The organism is Pseudomonas sp. DWP3-1-3b3, from assembly GCF_049896305.1.
In the GTDB taxonomy this organism is placed as follows: Bacteria; Pseudomonadota; Gammaproteobacteria; order Pseudomonadales; family Pseudomonadaceae; genus Aquipseudomonas; species Aquipseudomonas azotoformans_A.
On the sequence record NZ_JAFCUA010000005.1, the window covers coordinates 471,916 to 489,263 of the forward strand.

Below are 17,348 nucleotides of genomic sequence, written 5' to 3' on the forward strand. Positions count from 1 at the left end.
ATCCAGTCTGTTGGTTATAAAAAATCGCCTCAATAGTCTAAAGTAGCGATTACTTGCTCTTGAGTCTTTCCATTAGATGAATTCGTCCAGTGCACTTGTCGATTGGTTATTAGACAGCCTTGAACTCGACACCAGCCTGTTCCATGTGGGTCGTTATTGCGGCGACTGGCATGCGAGCACCCATGGCCTGGCGAGCGCGAGTTTCCACCTGATTGTGCAGGGCCAGTGCTGGCTGCATATCGACGGCGACGCCACGCCTCATCGCCTCGATAACGGCGATGCGGTGTTCCTGCTGCGCGACCTGGAATATCGCCTCTCCGGCGAGCCCACGGCGGCAAGCGCACAGGAATGCCCGCGCGTGCCCATGGTGCCCTTGGACAGCGCCGCCAGCGATGGCGTCGGCCTGGTGTGCGGGTTCTTTCACTTCCAGTCCGGTCTGTCGGCGATGATCGTCGACACCCTGCCCGCGTGGATCATCCTGCGGGCGGGCGATCCCTCGCTGACGGCCGCGCGCAACCTGTTCGAACTGATCCTGCAAGAATGCCAACGCTTGCCTGCGCCCTCTTCGGCCTTGCTTGAACGGCTTTGCCACCTGCTGTTTCTGTATGTACTGCGCCAACAGGTGCTGGACAACAGCGAACTGGGCGGCCTGGCGGCACTCGGTCGGCAGCCGGCGTTTGCCGGTTTGCTGGAACAGCTGATCGCGCACCCGGCCGATGCCTGGACCCTGGAAAGCATGGCCGCTTGCACCGGGCTGTCGCGCTCGGCGTTTTTCAAGCGCTTCAATGAACTATGCGGGCAGTCACCGGGGCAAGTGCTGCTGATGATGCGCATACGCCATGCCTGCCAGTTGTTCAAGCAGGACCAGACGGTGGCGGATGTCGCGCTGGCCGTGGGTTATCAGTCGGTGGCGGCGTTTACCCGGGCGTTTCACAAGGTGACGGGGCAACAGCCTGGGGCCTATCGCAAGGCACAGGCTTAGCGGCGCAAGCCGGTGCCGGGAGCGGCGCAGAGTTCGACCAGCCAGTCCACAAACACGCGTACGCGTTGGGACAGTTGGCGGTGCGGAGGATACAGCGCCGTCAAGGCCATTGACGGCACGGCAAACCGGGGCAGCACTTCCACCAGCGTGCCTTGGGCCAGTCGCTGCCTGGCGTGATAGTACGGCGCCTGGATCAACCCGTAGCCCGCTTCGCAAGCACAGAAGTAGCCGTCGGCGCTGTTGACCGCGACCACCTTTGGCAGGTTGAGCGTACGCAATTGGGAGGCGAGTAGAAACTCCAAGCCAAACCGCTTGCCGCTGGCGGCCGAGACGTATTCGACCATCTGATGGTGGGCCAAGTCGTCGAGCGTTTCGGGCACCCCCATACGCTCAAGGTAAGCGGGGCTGGCCAGGGTGATTTGATCCATCATCGCCAGCGGCCGCGCCACCAGCGAATCATCCAGCGCGAGGCCACCGCGCAGCACACAATCGACGCCTTCACGGATCAGGTCAACCGGCCGGTCATTCAAGCCGATTTCCAATTCAATCTGCGGATACAGTGCGGTGAACGTGGGCAGTGCGGGTATCACCAGAAAACGGCCGATGCCCGACGGCATATCAATGCTCAACGTGCCGCGTGGACTCTGCCGACTGGCGGAAAAAACCGCTTCAGTTTCCTCAAGGTCCGACAGCAATTGCACGCAGCGCTGGTAATACGCAGCGCCATCCAATGTAGGGCTTACCTGCCGCGTGGTGCGTTGCAACAGTTGCACGCCAAGGTGCGCCTCCAACTGCTTGATCAGTACGGTCACCGAGGCGCGGGGCAGTTGCAGGCTGTCGGCGGCCTTGGCAAAGCCCCGCAGTTCAACGATCCGGGTGAACACGCGCATCGCGTTGAAACGGTCCAAGCGTCGGCTCCTTGAGCTGATTATTTAGAAATACCGAATAGTGTTAGTGTTTTTAGCCGGTTTATCCCGATTTTGTCGAGCGTAACAATGCAGGCCTTCCCAACCAGGAGCTCTCCCCATGCACACTCGTCCACTCGGTAACAACGGCCCACTCGTCTCCGCCATCGGCCTCGGCTGCATGGGCATGAGCGATTTCTACACGCCCGGCAGCGACACCCGGGAAGCCACCGCGACCCTGCACCGCGCGCTGGAACTCGGTATCAACTTTCTGGATACCGCCGACATCTACGGCCCGCACACCAATGAAGCACTGATCGGCAAAGCCATTGCCGGCAAACGCAATCAGGTGTTCCTGGCCAGCAAGTTCGGCATCGTGCGCGACCCCGCCAACCCGGCGCTGCGTGGCGTCAACGGGCGCCCCGAGTACATCCGCAAGGCGATTGACGGCACGCTGCAACGCCTTGGCGTCGACACCCTGGACCTGTATTACCAGCACCGCATCGACCCGCAGGTTGCCATCGAAGAAACCGTCGGCGCCATGGCCGAGTTGGTGCAACAGGGCAAGGTGCGTTACCTGGGCCTGAGCGAAGCGTCCGCCGCGACCCTGGAGCGTGCCCACAAGGTGCATCCGATCAGCGCCCTGCAAAGCGAATATTCGCTGTGGAGCCGTGATCAGGAACACAACGGCTGCCTTGCCGCCTGCCAGCGCCTCGGCATTGCCTTTGTGCCTTATAGCCCGCTGGGGCGAGGGTTCCTGACCGGCGCCCTGCAAAGCCCGGATGACTTCAGTGCAGATGACTATCGCCGCTTCAGCCCGCGGTTCCAGGGGGAGAACTTCGGCAAAAACCTGGAACTGGTGAAGCAGGTGCAGGCACTGGCCGCCGACAAAGGCGTGAGCGCCGGGCAACTCGCACTGGCCTGGGTGTTGGCGCAAGGTGACTTCATCATTCCGATTCCCGGCACCAAGCAGCGCAAATATCTGGAAGAGAATGTGGCCGCCCTCGCGATCCACCTCAGCCCTGCCGAATTGGCGGCGCTGGAAGCGATCTTCCCCGTCGAGGCAACCGCCGGCCTGCGTTACCCGGAAGCAGTGATGGCCATGCTGGATATCTAAGCGAAGGAGCGCCCTCACCGGGCGCTTTTTTCTTGCACGATCGTACCTAAAGCTCCGCCTCACCAAGCCGATATCCCGACGAAGCTCTAACAAAGCCGCGTCGGTCATAAACGCTTCGTAAGGACGACCCCATGCCCCCACTGCGCTCCATCCAAGCCCGCTATACCCTGTTTCTGGTGCTGTTCGTCCTGGTGTTATTTGTGTTGACCGTAGTGGGTATCGGCCAGTTGGTCGCGCCCACGCTGCGTCACACCGAAGAACAGGTGGTGCTCAACCGCATCGCCGAGGTGGCGGAACAGATACAGGGCGAGCTGAACAAGGTTCAGTCCCAGCAACGCAGCATCACCCAGACGGTCCCGTTGCTCGACAGCGATGCCATCGACAAGGTCCTGCCTGGCCTGGTCGACCAGTATGGCGAGCTGAAAGTCTTCGGCGGCGGGATCTGGCCGCTGCCCAACCAGCGCACACCGGGGCGCAACAAGCACAGTACGTTCTGGCACCGCGATGCCTCGGGCAAACTGGCCGTCAACACCTTCTGGAACAGTGACCCCGCCCCCAATTATTACGACCAGAGCTGGTACAAGGGCGGCTTGGCCTCCCCACGTGGGCAATGCGCTTGGGCCGCCGCTTACAAGGACGACGCCAGCCAGGAGCCGCGCACCAACTGCGCCATGGCGATCCAACGCGACGGCGTGCCCTATGGCGTCGCCACCATCGACGTGACCCTGGGCTTCTTCAATGACCTGGTGGCCAGCAAAGAAAAAGACATCGGCGGGCAAATGCTGATCGTCGAGGGCGACGGCAAGATCATCAGCAACAGTTCGCGGATCAGCGGCCCGGTGGTGTTGAAAAACATCAGCGAGCTCACCGGTACCTCGGCGTTTGCTGCCCAAATCAGCAAGGCCCTGGTCAACCGAGACCAAGCGCTGCAACGCAGCGAATTCGACAACCAGGGCGTGGCCAGCACCTTTTATATGCGCCCGATCGCAGGCACGCCGTGGTTCCTCGCCACCGCCCTGCCCACCTCGCTGATCACCGCCCAACGCGATGACGTACTCGGCACCCTGGCCCTGCTGCAAATCCCCATGGTGTTGCTGCTGGTGCTGCTCGCGGTGTATGCGATCCGCCAACTGGTGCAGCGCATGAAGTCGCTGAAAACCAATATCGACGCACTGTCTGCCGGCGATGCCGACCTGACGCGAAGCATCACCATCCGCGCCGAAGATGAGCTTGGCGCGATTGGCCATTCGGTGAACCGTTTTATCGTCTACCTGCAGAACATGATCGGTGAAGTGACTCAGGCCACCGGCGCCATGTCGTCGAGCCTGGACCAATTGCAGCGGACCTCGGCGCACACCAACCAGATCCTGGTGCGGCATGCCTCGGAGACCGATCAGACGGTCACCGCCATTACCGAAATGAGCTCCACCGCCGACACCGTGGCGCAAAACGCCGCCGAAACCGCCGCATTCACCCAGCGCGCCAATGAGCATGCCGACCGCTCCCGCGTGGTGGTGGGTGAGGCATCCACCAGCGTCAGCGCTTTGATCGGCGAAGTGTCCAGCGCCACCCACAGCGTGGAAAACATGCGCCAGGACGCCGCACGCATCACCGAAACCCTTGGCGTAATCGGTGCGATTGCCGGCCAGACCAACCTGCTCGCCCTCAACGCGGCAATTGAAGCCGCACGCGCCGGCGAGCAAGGCCGCGGCTTTGCGGTGGTGGCCGATGAAGTGCGGGCGCTGGCGGCACGCACCCAGGCCAGCACCTCGCAGATCAACGACATGCTCACGCGTTTGACCGCTGGCGTCAGTTCCTCGGTGGCCGCCATGGAAAACACCCAGGCCAGCTGCCAGTCGGCGGCGGATGCCACGGCACGGGTAAACACCGGCCTGGATGAAATGGCCGGTTCAGTCAGCCATATCAACAACCTCAGCACCCAGATTGCCACGGCGGCCGAGCAGCAGAGCGCGGTGACCGAGGAGATCAACCGCAGCATGGTGCAGATCCGACAAATGGTCGAAGAGCTGGTGCAGAGCGGCCATGCCACTGAAACCAATACCCAAAGCCTGCTGGAGGCGAATGGCCGGGTGATCGCGTTGATGGGTCGATTCAAGGTGCAGTGATAAACGGCTGAAACACTCCCGTGCAATGTGCGGGAGTGGGACTATTCTGACAGCTCCTAGTCGCAACACAGGAGGTGTGCCATGCGAGCTGCCGAGCAGTCGGTCCGTTTGGAGCGGATCAGTCAGGAACGCTTTATCCGAGCGCCTATCGAAGCCGTCTACGACTATGTGACCCAACCGGATCGCTGGCACGAATGGCATCCCACGTCCCTCAGTGCCGACACCGGCACCACCGGTTCACTGCCCGCAGGCGCACGGTTTACCGAGTTCATCGACCTGCTGGGGGTGCGTGTCCCAATGAGTTACCGCGTGCAGATCGCCCGGCGCCCCGGCGAATTCAAGACGGTGTTTACCTCCCTGGCCGTGGATGGCTCCATTCACTACTTCCTGCTGCCCCATCAGGGTGGCACGCTGTTCAAGCGGGTGTTGACCTACGAAACCGAGCTGCAACTGGCCACTTTGCATGAGCGCATGATCGAGTTGTCGACCATTGCCCTGGACCAGTTGAAGCATCGCCTGGAAAACCCACCCTTCGTATAATTTGGAAACATTCCCAACCGGTAGGAGCTGGCTTGCCTGCGATGACGGCGTCATGATCGCCGCCATCCCAACGGCCCTCTCCTACACGCGAGTTCCTATGAAAACCACATTGCGCCTGGCCCTGCTGTCAGCCCTGTTCACCACCACCCTGGCCCAGGCTGCCGACCTGATTCCCATCGACGTGCACCGCGACGCCAACTGCGGTTGCTGCAAAAAGTGGATCAGCCACCTGGAAAGCAATGGTTTCAAGGTCAATGACCACGTCGAAGCCGACATGAGCGCCGTCAAACAACGCCTGGGCGTGGCGCCGCGCCTGGGTTCGTGCCACACCGCCGTGATCGACGGCAAGTTCGTCGAAGGCCACGTGCCCGCCGAGCAAGTGCTGGCCTTGCGTAAACGCGATGACCTGTTGGGCTTGGCCGCGCCGGGCATGCCCATGGGCTCACCGGGCATGGAAGTCGAAGGCCGCAGCGAGGCCTATCAAGTCATCGGCCTGACCCGTGAAGGCAAAGATGTGGTGGTGGCTGAATACCCGGCGCAATGATCGCCGGCTACCTGGGGCTATTTTTCGCGGCGTTTGGCGCCGCAACGCTGCTGCCACTGCAATCGGAAGCCGTGCTGGTGGGCCTGCTGCTCAGCGGGCATTACAGCCTCTGGTTGCTGCTGGGCGTTGCCACGCTGGGCAATGTGCTGGGCTCGGTGGTCAATTGGTGGCTAGGGCGCTGGGTCGAGCATTTCAAGGGGCGGCGCTGGTTTCCTGTCAGTGACAAGCAGTTGGACAAGGCTCGTAACCATTACGAGCGCTGGGGCCATTGGACGTTGTTGCTCAGTTGGATGCCGATCATCGGTGACCCGCTGACCTTGGTCGCCGGGGTGATGCGTGAGCCGTTGTGGCGATTCCTGCTGTTGGTGACTTTAGCCAAAAGCGTCCGTTATGGGGTACTCGCTGCCGTGACCTTGCACTGGGTGTTAATCCCCAGTTAATCGTCCCGCAACAGCATCCGAGCACCCTTCTCGGAGCCTTGCCAATGCCCCTGATCCGCGCTTTTTGCATCACCGGCCTGCTCGCCGTCAGCACCGCACCCGCCTTTGCCGCCAACTACGGTCCCGAGCTGCAAGGCTTTGAATACCCCTACCCACTCAAGCATTTCGAATTCCAATCCCAGGGCAAGTCCCTGCAGATGGGGTATATGGACGTGCCCGCCAAAGGACAGGCCAACGGCCGCAGCGTGGTGTTGATGCATGGCAAGAACTTCTGCGGCGCCACCTGGGAAGGTTCGATCAAGGCGTTGAGCGATGCCGGATACCGGGTGATCGCGCCGGACCAGATCGGCTTTTGCAGTTCCAGCAAGCCCGACCATTATCAATACAGTTTCCAGCAGTTGGCGACCAACACCCATCAACTGCTGGAAAAACTCGGCATTCAAAAGGCCACGGTTATCGGCCACTCAACCGGCGGCATGCTCGCCACGCGTTACGCGCTGATGTACCCCGAGCAGACCGAACAGCTGGCAATGGTCAACCCGATTGGCCTGGAAGACTGGAAGGCACTGGGCGTGCCCTCGCTGACCGTCGACCAATGGTACGCACGTGAGCTGAAGGTCAGCGCCGACGGGATTCGAAACTATCAACTCAACACCTACTACGTCGGACGCTGGAAGCCCGAGTACGAGCGTTGGGTAGACATGTACGCCGGCCTGAGCAACGGTCCAGGGCATGCCCTGGTCGCATGGAACTCGGCGTTGATTTACGACATGATCTTCACCCAGCCGGTGTACTACGAGTTCAAGAACCTGCAAATGCCCACACTGCTGCTGATCGGCACGTCCGATAACACCGCCATCGGCAAGGACATTGCTCCGCCGGCAGTCAAGGCCAAGCTCGGCGACTACGCCGTGCTGGGCAAGCAAGTGGCCAAGCTGATTCCCCATGCCACCCTGGTGGAGTTCCCGGGCCTGGGGCATGCACCGCAGATGGAGGAACCGGCCCAGTTTCATAAAGCGCTATTGCAGGGTTTAAACGCCCTTTAATTCAACCTTTTTCGAGGCACTCGTGAATGTCGGTACAGATCGCAGTCATTGATGATTGGCAGAATGTGGCCAGTGGCGTGGTGGATTGGTCAGTGCTAGAGGCCGTGGGCCAGGTGCATTTCCTGCACGATTACCCAGCGGACACCGCCACCATGATCGAGCGTCTGCAGAGCTTCGAGGTGATTTGCGTGATGCGCGAGCGCTCTACCTTCGACAAGGCCCTGCTGCAAGGTTTGCCCAAGCTCAAGCTGCTGGTGACGGGCGGCATGCGCAACGCGGCCATCGACATTCCTGCGGCGAAGGCACTGGGCATCACGGTCTGCGGCACTGACAGCTATAAACACGCCGCACCGGAATTGACCTGGGCGCTGATCATGGCCTCCACCCGCAATCTGCTGGCCGAGGCCAATTCCTTGCGCGCTGGCCATTGGCAGGTTGGCCTGGGCGGCGATCTGCATGGCAAGACCCTGGGCATTCTCGGCCTGGGCAGCATTGGCCAGAAAGTTGCGCAGTTTGCCCAGGTGTTCGGCATGCGGGTGATTGCCTGGAGTGAAAACCTCACGCCGGAACGCGCGGCGGAATCGGGCGTGACCTGGGTCAGCAAGCAGGCGCTGTTTGAACAGGCGGATATTCTAACCGTTCATCTAGTGCTCAGCGACCGCAGCCGTGGGCTGGTGGACGCCGAGGCACTGGGGTGGATGAAACCCAGCGCGCACTTGGTCAACACGGCCCGTGGCCCGATTGTGGATGAATCGGCGCTGGTGCAGGCATTGGAAAGCGGTGGCCTGGCGGGGGCGGCGCTGGATGTGTACGCCGAGGAGCCGCTCCCGGCGGATCACCCGTTCCGCCGCCTGCCGAACGTCCTGGCGACGCCGCACGTGGGGTATGTGAGCGAACAGAATTACCAACAGTTCTACGGCCAGATGATCGAAGACATTCAAGCGTGGGCTAAAGGAGCGCCCATTCGCGTGCTGGGCTGACGCACTCTTTCAGAGCATTCGCACTTTTTTGGCGAGCGGGCTTGTTGTGGCGAGCGGGCCTGCCCCGCGTTGGGGCGCGAAGCGCTCCCTAATAACCAATCGCGAATAAGCGGGGCCGCTACGCAGCCCAACGCGGGGCAAGCCCGCTCGCCACAGGAAGCTTGCTCGCCGCAGAGCCCGCGTCAACCTGACATAAGGTTACAAGTTTTTTGTCCTACAAAATTTCCGCAGAAAGCCTACAAGCTCTAGGATCTGTCCTAGACTCATGACCGATGGGTCCGTTCGAAAACAAAAACCCCGCAAAAAATCGAAACTTTCCAACTCTGCCGTAGGTCCAGTTTTAAGGTAAGGCGAGCACCCGCGGTTCACGCGAAATGCCCGTCCATCCAATCTTTTTTGGCTAACCGTGCAACTGGCATACGCCTTGCCAGTTTGTAGAGTGCTTGTGCGCCTGGCCGCAGGATGTGGCCATCGGAGCTAATGGCAGCGGGCCATTAGCCGACCAACATGTGGGAGAGAACTATGATCAGTGCCGCTGTAGATATTCAGGGAGAGCGTGTCAGTCAGCCGGTAGGGGGACCTTCGTTGGTCGACCTGCCCACCACTGTGCGGCCGATCGTGAGTCAGAATCCTAATCGCAAGAAAGTCCTGTTCGTGACCTCCGAATTTGCCGACCTGGTAAAAACCGGCGGCCTGGGCGATGTGTCCGCGGCCCTGCCCCGCGCCATGGCCCACCTGCACGACGTGCGGGTGCTGATTCCCGGTTACCCGCAGGTGATGGAAAGCGATAACCCGATCCATATCATCGGTGAGCTGGGTGGCCACGCCGCGCTGCCGCCGTGCAAGATCGGGCGCATGGACCTCAAGGACGGCCTGGTCATCTATGTGTTGATCTGCCCCGAACTGTACGAGCGCGAGGGCACGCCCTACGGCGCCAATAACGGTCGCGACTGGCCGGACAACCATATCCGTTTCGCCCGCCTGGGCCTGGCTGCCGCCGACATGGCCGCCAACCTCGCGCAGATCCACTGGTGCCCAGACCTGGTGCACGCCCACGACTGGCCCGCTGGCCTGGCGCCGGCGTATATGCACTGGCGTGGGTCACGCACACCGACGCTGTTCACCATTCATAACCTGGCCTATCAGGGCGTGATCAGTTTGGCTTCCACGCCGGAACTGGGCATTCCACCCCACGCCCTGCAGCAGGAAGGCATGGAGTTCTACGGCAAGATGTCGTACCTCAAGGCCGGCATGGCGTATTCCAGCCACATCACCACGGTGAGCGCCACCTACGCCCGGGAAATTACCACCCCGGAATTCGGCTGCGGCCTGGATGGCTTTCTTGCCAGCAAGACCCAGCAAGGCTTGCTCAGCGGCATTCCCAACGGCATTGAAGACAGCTGGGAAACCTCCACCGACCCGCACCTGACCCACAACTTCAACATCGGCGACTGGGAAGGCAAAGCGGTCAACGCCAGCCAAGTGCGCGAGCTGTTCGGCCTGAGTGAATCCACCGGCCCGCTGTTCGCGGTGGTCTCACGCCTGGTGTTCCAGAAAGGCCTGGACCTGACCGAAGCCGTCGCCAGTTTTATTGTCGAGCAAGGTGGGCAGATCGCCATTATTGGTCGCGGCGAGCCGGAAGAAGAAAACGCCATGCGTGAACTGGCGCTGCGCTTCCCTGGGCAGATCGGTGTGCGTATCGGCTTCAACGAGACCGATGCCCGGCGCATGTTCGCCGGCAGTGACTTCCTGCTGATGCCATCGCGCTACGAGCCGTGCGGCCTGAGCCAGATGTACGCCCAGCGCTTCGGCTCGCTGCCCGTCGCACGCAATACCGGCGGCCTGGCGGACACCATCGAAAATGGCGTGACCGGTTTTCTGTTCAATGAATCCACGGTCGACAGCTACAAAGAAGCCTTGAGCCGCGCGTTCAAGGTATTTGCCTACCCTGGCCTGCTCAATGCCATGCGTTGCCGGGCGATGACACAACCGTTCAATTGGAGCCAGGCGGTCGAACCCTACGCCGAACTGTACGAGCAGCTTGTGGCCAAGGCCTTGGGGAAATCCGCTAAATAACCAACGGGAGGTCTCTATAGATGCCGTTACGGACTCTGGAAACCTGGCCCCACGGCGCAATCATGCTGGACGCGCAACACACGCGTTTTGCCTTGTGGGCGCCAGACGCGTTTTATGTCAGCGTTGAATTGGAAAACGGCAAGTCCGTCGCCATGCTGCCCCAGGCAGAAGGCTGGTTTGAAACCGAAATAGCGTGCCCGGCGGGCACGCGCTACCGCTTCAATATCGATGGGGAAATGGATGTACCCGACCCTGCCTCCAGGGCCCAGGCCTCGGATGTGCATGGTTGGAGCCTGGTGGTCGATCCCCTGGTTTATCAATGGCGTCACAGCCAATGGCAAGGCCGTCCCTGGCACGAAGCTGTCATCTATGAACTGCACGTCGGCGCGATGGGTGGCTATGCCGGCGTCGAGAAGCACCTGCCGCGCCTGGCCGAATTGGGCGTGACCGCGATTGAATTGATGCCGCTCGCGCAGTTCCCCGGCGAACGCAATTGGGGCTATGACGGTGTCCTGCCCTACGCGCCCCAAGCCTCCTACGGCACGCCCGATCAACTCAAGCACCTGATCGACAGCGCCCACGAGCATGGCCTGGCGGTGATCCTCGACGTGGTCTACAACCACTTCGGCCCCGACGGCAACTACCTCGGCCAATACGCCAAAGGCTTCTTCCAGGAAGACGTGCACACCCCATGGGGCGCCGGTATCGACTTTGACCGGCGTGAAGTGCGGGATTTCTTCCTCGATAACGCCTTGATGTGGCTGCTCGAATACCGTTTTGACGGCCTGCGCCTGGATGCGGTACACGCCATCGACAATCCGGACTTTCTGAAACAACTGGCGCACCGCGTTCGCGAGCAAGTCGACACCGGTCGACACGTCTGGCTGATGCTGGAAAACGAGCGCAACCAGGCCAGCCTCCTGCAGCACGATTTCGACGCGCAATGGAATGATGACTTTCATAACGTCCTGCACGTATTGCTGACCGGCGAAACCGACGCCTATTACAGTGATTTTGCCGAGGAGCCTACCGCCAAACTGGCGCGTTGCCTGGGTGAAGGCTTTGTCTACCAGGGGCACACCACCCGGCATGGCCATGAACGCGGCGAACCCAGCGGGCACCTGCCGCCGAGCGCGTTTGTGGCGTTTTTGCAGAACCATGACCAGATCGGCAACCGCGCTCTGGGTGAGCGCCTGCATCAACTTTGCCCGCCACAGGCACTGGAGGCCGCGACTGCCCTGCTGCTGCTCTCACCAATGATCCCGCTGATGTTCATGGGTGACGAAGTCAATGCAGCCGAACCCTTTCTGTTTTTCACTGATCATCATGGCGAATTGGCTGAAGCCGTGCGCGAAGGTCGGCGTAACGAGTTCGCCGACTTTGCGGCGTTCCACGACCCTGAGCGACGTGAACGCATCCCTGACCCCAACGCCCTGGCGACCTTTGAGCAGTCGTTCCCTGCGTTCGCAGACGATCCGCACGCCCAGCTCTACTGCCAACTGCTGAACCTTCGCCACTACCACATCGTGCCGCACTTGCCCGGCAGCCTCGCGCTGGGCGCGCAGGTGTTGGCCGAAGGGGCCGTCAGCGCCCGCTGGCGCCTGGGTAACGGCAGCCTGTTGCAGATCGACCTCAACCTGAGTGCCACGCCGCTGGATCACCCGGCGACGGGAACTGTCCTTTTCGAAACGCCTGCCAACCTCGGCGCCCAGCTGCCGGCGTACAGCGCACGCGTTACCCTATCCCCTGTTGGAGAGCACCCTTGAGCGAAGCGAACCTGGAAATCCTCGCCAGCCGAGCGGGCCTGGCCGTCGATTGGATCGACGCAAACGGCCGCCCGCAACGCGTGAAACCCGACGCCCTGCGTGCAGTTCTCAAAGGCCTGGGCCACCCGGCCGACAGCGATGCCGAGATCGACGCCAGCCTGCTCGAACTGGAACAGGCGCAACAAGACAAACACCTGCCACCCTTGATGACCATCGACAGCGGCGAAGGCCTGGACCTGGCTCGTTACTTCGAACCGGACACCCTGTGCCGGGTCAGCCTCGAAGACGGTGAAACCCTGGAGCTGCGCCTTGATGGCGACGCGGTGCTGCCAGGCGTTATTGCCCTGGGTTACCACCAGATACATATCGCTGAGCAGACCTTTACCCTGGCCGTCGCCCCCACCCACTGCTACAGCGTGGCCGAGGCCGTCGACAGCCGCCCTGCCCGAGCCTGGGGCCTCAGCGCGCAACTGTATAGCCTGCACCGCCTGGGCGATGGCGGCTTTGGCGACACCCTGGCCCTGGAACACCTGGCCCGTTCGGCCGCGGAACGCGGTGCCGACGCCCTGGCCATCAGCCCGATGCACGCGATGTTCAGCGCCGACACCGAGCGCTACAGCCCGTATTCGCCGTCGAGTCGTTTGTTCCTCAACAGCTTGTACGCCTCGCCCGGTTGCATTCTAGGGGAGCGCGAGGTGCGCAACGCCATCGAAGCCCTCGGCCTGACAGACGAGCTGCACGATCTGGAACAACACAGCCTGATCGACTGGCCCACCGCCGCCAAGGCCAAGCAGCAACTGTTGCGAGCGTTGTACGAAGACTTCCGCCACGGCCAGCATCCACAACACGCCGACTTCCTGAGTTTCCGCCAAGCCGGTGGTGAAGCGCTGGAAAATCACTGCCGCTTCGAAGCTGTGCAGGCCGTGCGCGCCGCCAAGGGGGAAGACCTCGACTGGCGCCACTGGCCCGAAGACTGGCGCAACCCGCAGAGTCCGGCACTCGCAGCCTTTGCCGTAGAAAACCCGGATGAGATCGGCTACTTCGCCTTCAGCCAATGGCTGATCGCCCGTTGCCTGGAACGCGCGCAACAAGCGGCCCGTGGCAGCGGCATGGGCGTCGGCTTGATTGCCGACCTGGCCGTGGGCGCCGACGGCGGTGGCAGCCAGGCGTGGAGCCGTCAGGACGAGCTGCTCGCGGACCTGACCGTGGGCGCGCCACCCGACATTCTCAATCGCGCAGGTCAGGGCTGGGGCATCTCCGCGTTCTCGCCTGAAGGCCTCAAGCGCAACGGCTTCCGCGCCTTTATCGAAATGCTGCGCGCCAACTTCGCCCATGCCGGTGGTCTGCGTATCGACCATGTGATGGGCCTGCAACGCCTCTGGGTGATCCCCATGGACGCCTCGCCGCGAGAAGGCGCCTACCTGTATTACCCGGTGGACGATCTGTTGCGCCTGCTGGCGTTGGAATCCCATCGCCATCAAGCCATCGTGCTGGGTGAAGACTTGGGCACCGTGCCGGACGGCCTGCGCGAAAAACTCATCGCGCGCTCGATCCTGGGCATGCGCGTGTTGCTGTTCGAGCAAAATCACGACGGCCAGTTCAAGCCGATCCTCGACTGGCCGGACAACGCTCTGGCCACCACCAGTACCCACGATTTGCCGACGCTCAACGGCTGGTGGCACAGCCGCGATATCGACTGGAACATCCAGCTCGGCCTGATCGACGCGCCCACCGTGGAGCAATGGAGCGAACACCGCCTGCGCGAACGCCAGGCACTGCGCCAGGCCTTGAGCCAGGACCCGCAGAACTTCGTTGAAGAAATCCGTAATGAAACCGACCACATGATCGACGCCAGCGTGCGCTACCTCGGCCATACCCGTGCGCCGTTGGTGCTGTTGCCGTTGGAGGATGCGCTCGGCGTCGAGGAGCAGGCCAACCTGCCCGGCACCACCGACACCCACCCCAATTGGCGCCGCCGCTTTGTGGGGGAGGCCTCCAGCCTGCTCGACAATGCCGGTGCCGCCCGCCGCCTCGAACTGTTGGCCGTCGCGCGCAACCAAGCCTATGAGCGTGACCGATGAACGCACTGCCCCTGCGCGCGACCCAGCGCCTGCAATTCCACAAAGGTTTTACCCTGGATGACGCGGTGCCCCTGGTGCCCTACTTTGCACGCCTCGGCATCAGCCACCTCTACGCTTCGCCGCTGCTCAGCGCCCGCGCCGGGTCCATGCACGGCTACGACGTGGTCGACCCCACCCGCGTCAATCCGGAACTGGGGGGCAAAGCTGCCTTGCGCCGCCTGGTTGCCGCGTTGCGTGAACACGGCATGGGCCTGATCCTCGACATCGTCTCCAACCATATGGCCGTCGGCGGTGCCGATAACCCCTGGTGGCTGGACCTGTTGGAATGGGGGCGCATGAGCCCCTACAGCGAGTTCTTCGATATCCAGTGGCATTCGCCCGACCCGCTGCTCAAGGGCCAGTTGCTGATGCCGTTCCTCGGCAGCGACTACGGCGAAGCCTTGCAGAGCGGCAGCGTGAGCCTGAAGTTCGATGCCACCCATGGCGCGTTCTATGTCGAGCATTACGAGCATCGCTTTCCGATCTGTCCACGGGACTACGCGACGATCCTGGGCAGCGATGAGTTGCTCAAGCCATTGTCCGACCGCTTCAGCGCCCTGGCCTATCAGGACGACGCTTACCATGAAGCCGCCTGGCTCAAACAAGCCCTGGCCGAACGGGCCACTGAAGACGACGTGCGCCAGGCCATCGACGCACAACTGGCGACCTTTGACTTCGACCGGCTGCATCAATTGCTCGAGCAGCAGGCTTACCGCCTCGCCAGCTGGCGCACCGCAGCGGACGACATCAACTGGCGGCGCTTCTTCGATGTCAATGAACTGGGCGGTCTGCGTGTTGAACGCAGCGCCGTGTTCGAGGCCACCCACGCCAAGATTTTCGAACTGATCAGCGAAGGCTTGGTGGATGGCCTGCGTATCGACCATATCGATGGGCTGGCCGACCCGCGCGGGTATTGCCGCAAGCTGCGGCGCCGGGTGGATTCGTTGTCACCGCAGCGGCATCTGCCGATCTTCGTGGAAAAAATCCTCGGCGAAGGCGAAACCCTGCGCGAAGACTGGCAAGTGGACGGCACCACCGGCTACGAATTCATGAACCAGCTGTCGCTGCTGCAACATCACCCGGACGGCTTTGCGCCATTGGCCGAACTGTGGACCCGTCACAGCGAACGGCCCTCTGCGTTCATCGAGGAAGCGCGGCTGGCCCGCCAGCAAATCCTCAACGGTTCCCTCGGCGGCGACTTTGAAAGCGTGGCCCAGGCCCTGCTGCAAGTGGCCCGCGACGATGTGATGACCCGCGACCTGACCCTAGGCGCCATCCGCCGCGCCTTGCAGGAACTGATCGTGCATTTCCCGGTGTACCGCACCTACATCAGCGCACGTGGGCGCAACGACGCCGACGACCAGGTGTTCCAACACGCCATGGACGGCGCGCGCACCACCTTGGGCGAAGGCGACTGGCCCGTACTCGATCACTTGGAAAAATCGCTGGGCGGCCAACCCTGGCGCAACCGCCCGGTGGGCCGTGAACGCAAGATCCTCAAGCATGCCTGCGTGCGTTTCCAGCAATTGACCTCCCCCGCCGCCGCCAAGGCCGTGGAAGACACCGCGTTCTATCGCTCGGCGGTATTGTTGTCGCGCAATGACGTGGGCTTCAGCACCGAACAGTTCAGCGCGCCACTGGCCGACTTCCATGCCGTCAACCAGCAGCGCTTGCAGACCTTCCCGGACAACCTGCTGGCCACCGCCACCCATGACCACAAGCGCGGCGAAGATACCCGCGCGCGCCTGGCGGTGCTGAGTGAATGCGCGCCGTGGTTTGTTGAACAGGTGGAACACTGGCGCGCCCTGGCCGCCCCGTTGCGGACTGACACCGCGCCCTCGGCCGGCGATGAGTTGATCCTCTATCAAGTCTTGCTCGGCAGTTGGCCGCTGGACCAGGGCACTGAGTTTGACGGCTACCAGCAGCGTCTGTGGCAGTGGCAACAAAAGGCCCTGCGCGAAGCCAAGTTGCAGAGCAGCTGGAGCGCACCAAACGAAGCCTATGAACAAGGTGTCGAAGCATTCCTTTCACGGCTGTTGCTCAGTGAAGAAGGCCACGCACTACGCACCGCCATTGGCAATGCCGCTCAGGCGATTGCCCCGGCCGGCGCGCTGAATGGCCTGGCGCAATCCTTGCTTCGCATGACCGTACCGGGTGTACCGGACTTGTACCAGGGCGATGAGTTCTGGGACTTCAGCCTGGTCGACCCGGACAACCGGCGCCCGGTGGATTTCAGCGCACGGCAGCAGGCGCTGGCGACCCCACCGGACATCGGCGAACTGTTGTTCAACTGGCGCGACGGGCGTATCAAACAGGCGTTGATTGCCCAGGTGCTGGCCTTGCGCAAGGCCCAGCCTGACCTGTTCCGCAGCGGCACCTATACGCCGCTGGAAGTGGTCGGCAAACACGCCGAACGGGTGGTCGCATTCAGCCGCGAACATCAGGGCAAACACTTGCTGGTGGTGGTGCCACGCTGGCCCCATCACCTGCTTGAAAACGGTGTGCATCCCCAGATCAACGCGCAGGTTTGGGGCGATACACGGGTGAAATTACCGTTCGCCGCGACAACGCAAAACTGGAAGGGACTTTTTCATACAGGCGCAGTCACACCAGACAAGGAGCTGTTGGTTAGCGCTGCCCTGGGGGATTTCCCGGTCAATGTCTTTATCAATCCTGATGATCAAGAAAGCTGAAAATTTTCTGTGA

At 61.9% G+C, this 17,348-nt stretch carries 13 protein-coding genes; 12 read left to right on the forward strand and 1 reads right to left on the reverse strand.

Annotated elements, in window-relative coordinates:
* The first annotated feature begins 76 nt into the window (after nt 1–76).
* The gene (locus ACP7BX_RS18455) at nt 77–982 is read left to right on the forward strand and encodes an AraC family transcriptional regulator (protein WP_426128688.1); all 906 of its coding nucleotides are present in this window, start codon (nt 77–79) and stop codon (nt 980–982) included.
* Here ACP7BX_RS18455 and ACP7BX_RS18460 read toward each other — a convergent pair.
* Nucleotides 979–1,890 carry a LysR family transcriptional regulator gene (locus ACP7BX_RS18460; RefSeq protein ID WP_426128686.1) on the reverse strand — a complete coding sequence of 304 codons (912 nt, stop codon included), beginning with the start codon at nt 1,888–1,890 and terminating at the stop codon, nt 979–981. The two genes, ACP7BX_RS18455 and ACP7BX_RS18460, sit on opposite strands and share 4 nt — an antisense overlap.
* 118 nt (nt 1,891–2,008) lie before the next feature.
* Between ACP7BX_RS18460 and ACP7BX_RS18465 the strand changes: the two genes are divergently transcribed.
* From ACP7BX_RS18465 to ACP7BX_RS18515, 11 genes are all read left to right on the forward strand, one after another.
* The gene (locus tag ACP7BX_RS18465; RefSeq protein ID WP_426128684.1) at nt 2,009–3,004 is read left to right on the forward strand and encodes an aldo/keto reductase; all 996 of its coding nucleotides are present in this window, start codon (nt 2,009–2,011) and stop codon (nt 3,002–3,004) included.
* 131 nt (nt 3,005–3,135) lie between these two features.
* Nucleotides 3,136–5,130, forward strand: a complete 1,995-nt coding sequence (locus ACP7BX_RS18470) for a methyl-accepting chemotaxis protein (protein WP_426128682.1) — start codon at nt 3,136–3,138, stop codon at nt 5,128–5,130.
* Nucleotides 5,131–5,211: 81 nt separating this feature from the next.
* A complete protein-coding gene (locus ACP7BX_RS18475; protein ID WP_033903032.1) occupies nt 5,212–5,670 on the forward strand; it encodes an SRPBCC family protein in 459 nt (152 codons plus the stop codon).
* Nucleotides 5,671–5,767: 97 nt separating this feature from the next.
* Nucleotides 5,768–6,214 (forward strand): DUF411 domain-containing protein, encoded by a 447-nt coding sequence (locus ACP7BX_RS18480; RefSeq protein ID WP_426128679.1) that lies wholly within the window; start codon nt 5,768–5,770, stop codon nt 6,212–6,214.
* A complete protein-coding gene (locus ACP7BX_RS18485; protein WP_426128677.1) occupies nt 6,211–6,654 on the forward strand; it encodes a YqaA family protein in 444 nt (147 codons plus the stop codon). Before ACP7BX_RS18480 ends, ACP7BX_RS18485 begins: the two co-directional genes overlap by 4 nt.
* A 44-nt stretch (nt 6,655–6,698) precedes the next feature.
* Entirely contained in the window at nt 6,699–7,700 is a 1,002-nt protein-coding gene (locus tag ACP7BX_RS18490; RefSeq protein WP_426128675.1) for an alpha/beta fold hydrolase, read from the forward strand.
* A 26-nt stretch (nt 7,701–7,726) separates the two neighbouring features.
* Nucleotides 7,727–8,680, forward strand: coding sequence for a D-2-hydroxyacid dehydrogenase family protein (locus ACP7BX_RS18495; protein ID WP_426128673.1), 954 nt, complete (start codon nt 7,727–7,729; stop codon nt 8,678–8,680).
* Between the two features lie 522 nt (nt 8,681–9,202).
* A complete protein-coding gene (gene glgA, locus ACP7BX_RS18500; RefSeq protein WP_080642373.1) occupies nt 9,203–10,756 on the forward strand; it encodes a glycogen synthase GlgA in 1,554 nt (517 codons plus the stop codon).
* A gap of 20 nt (nt 10,757–10,776) precedes the next feature.
* Nucleotides 10,777–12,522 (forward strand): malto-oligosyltrehalose trehalohydrolase, encoded by a 1,746-nt coding sequence (treZ, locus tag ACP7BX_RS18505; RefSeq protein WP_426128671.1) that lies wholly within the window; start codon nt 10,777–10,779, stop codon nt 12,520–12,522.
* Nucleotides 12,519–14,603, forward strand: a complete 2,085-nt coding sequence (malQ, locus tag ACP7BX_RS18510; protein WP_426128669.1) for a 4-alpha-glucanotransferase — start codon at nt 12,519–12,521, stop codon at nt 14,601–14,603. The genes treZ and malQ overlap by 4 nt, the downstream gene beginning before the upstream one ends.
* Nucleotides 14,600–17,335, forward strand: coding sequence for a malto-oligosyltrehalose synthase (locus ACP7BX_RS18515; RefSeq protein ID WP_426128667.1), 2,736 nt, complete (start codon nt 14,600–14,602; stop codon nt 17,333–17,335). Before malQ ends, ACP7BX_RS18515 begins: the two co-directional genes overlap by 4 nt.
* The last annotated feature ends 13 nt before the right edge of the window (nt 17,336–17,348 follow it).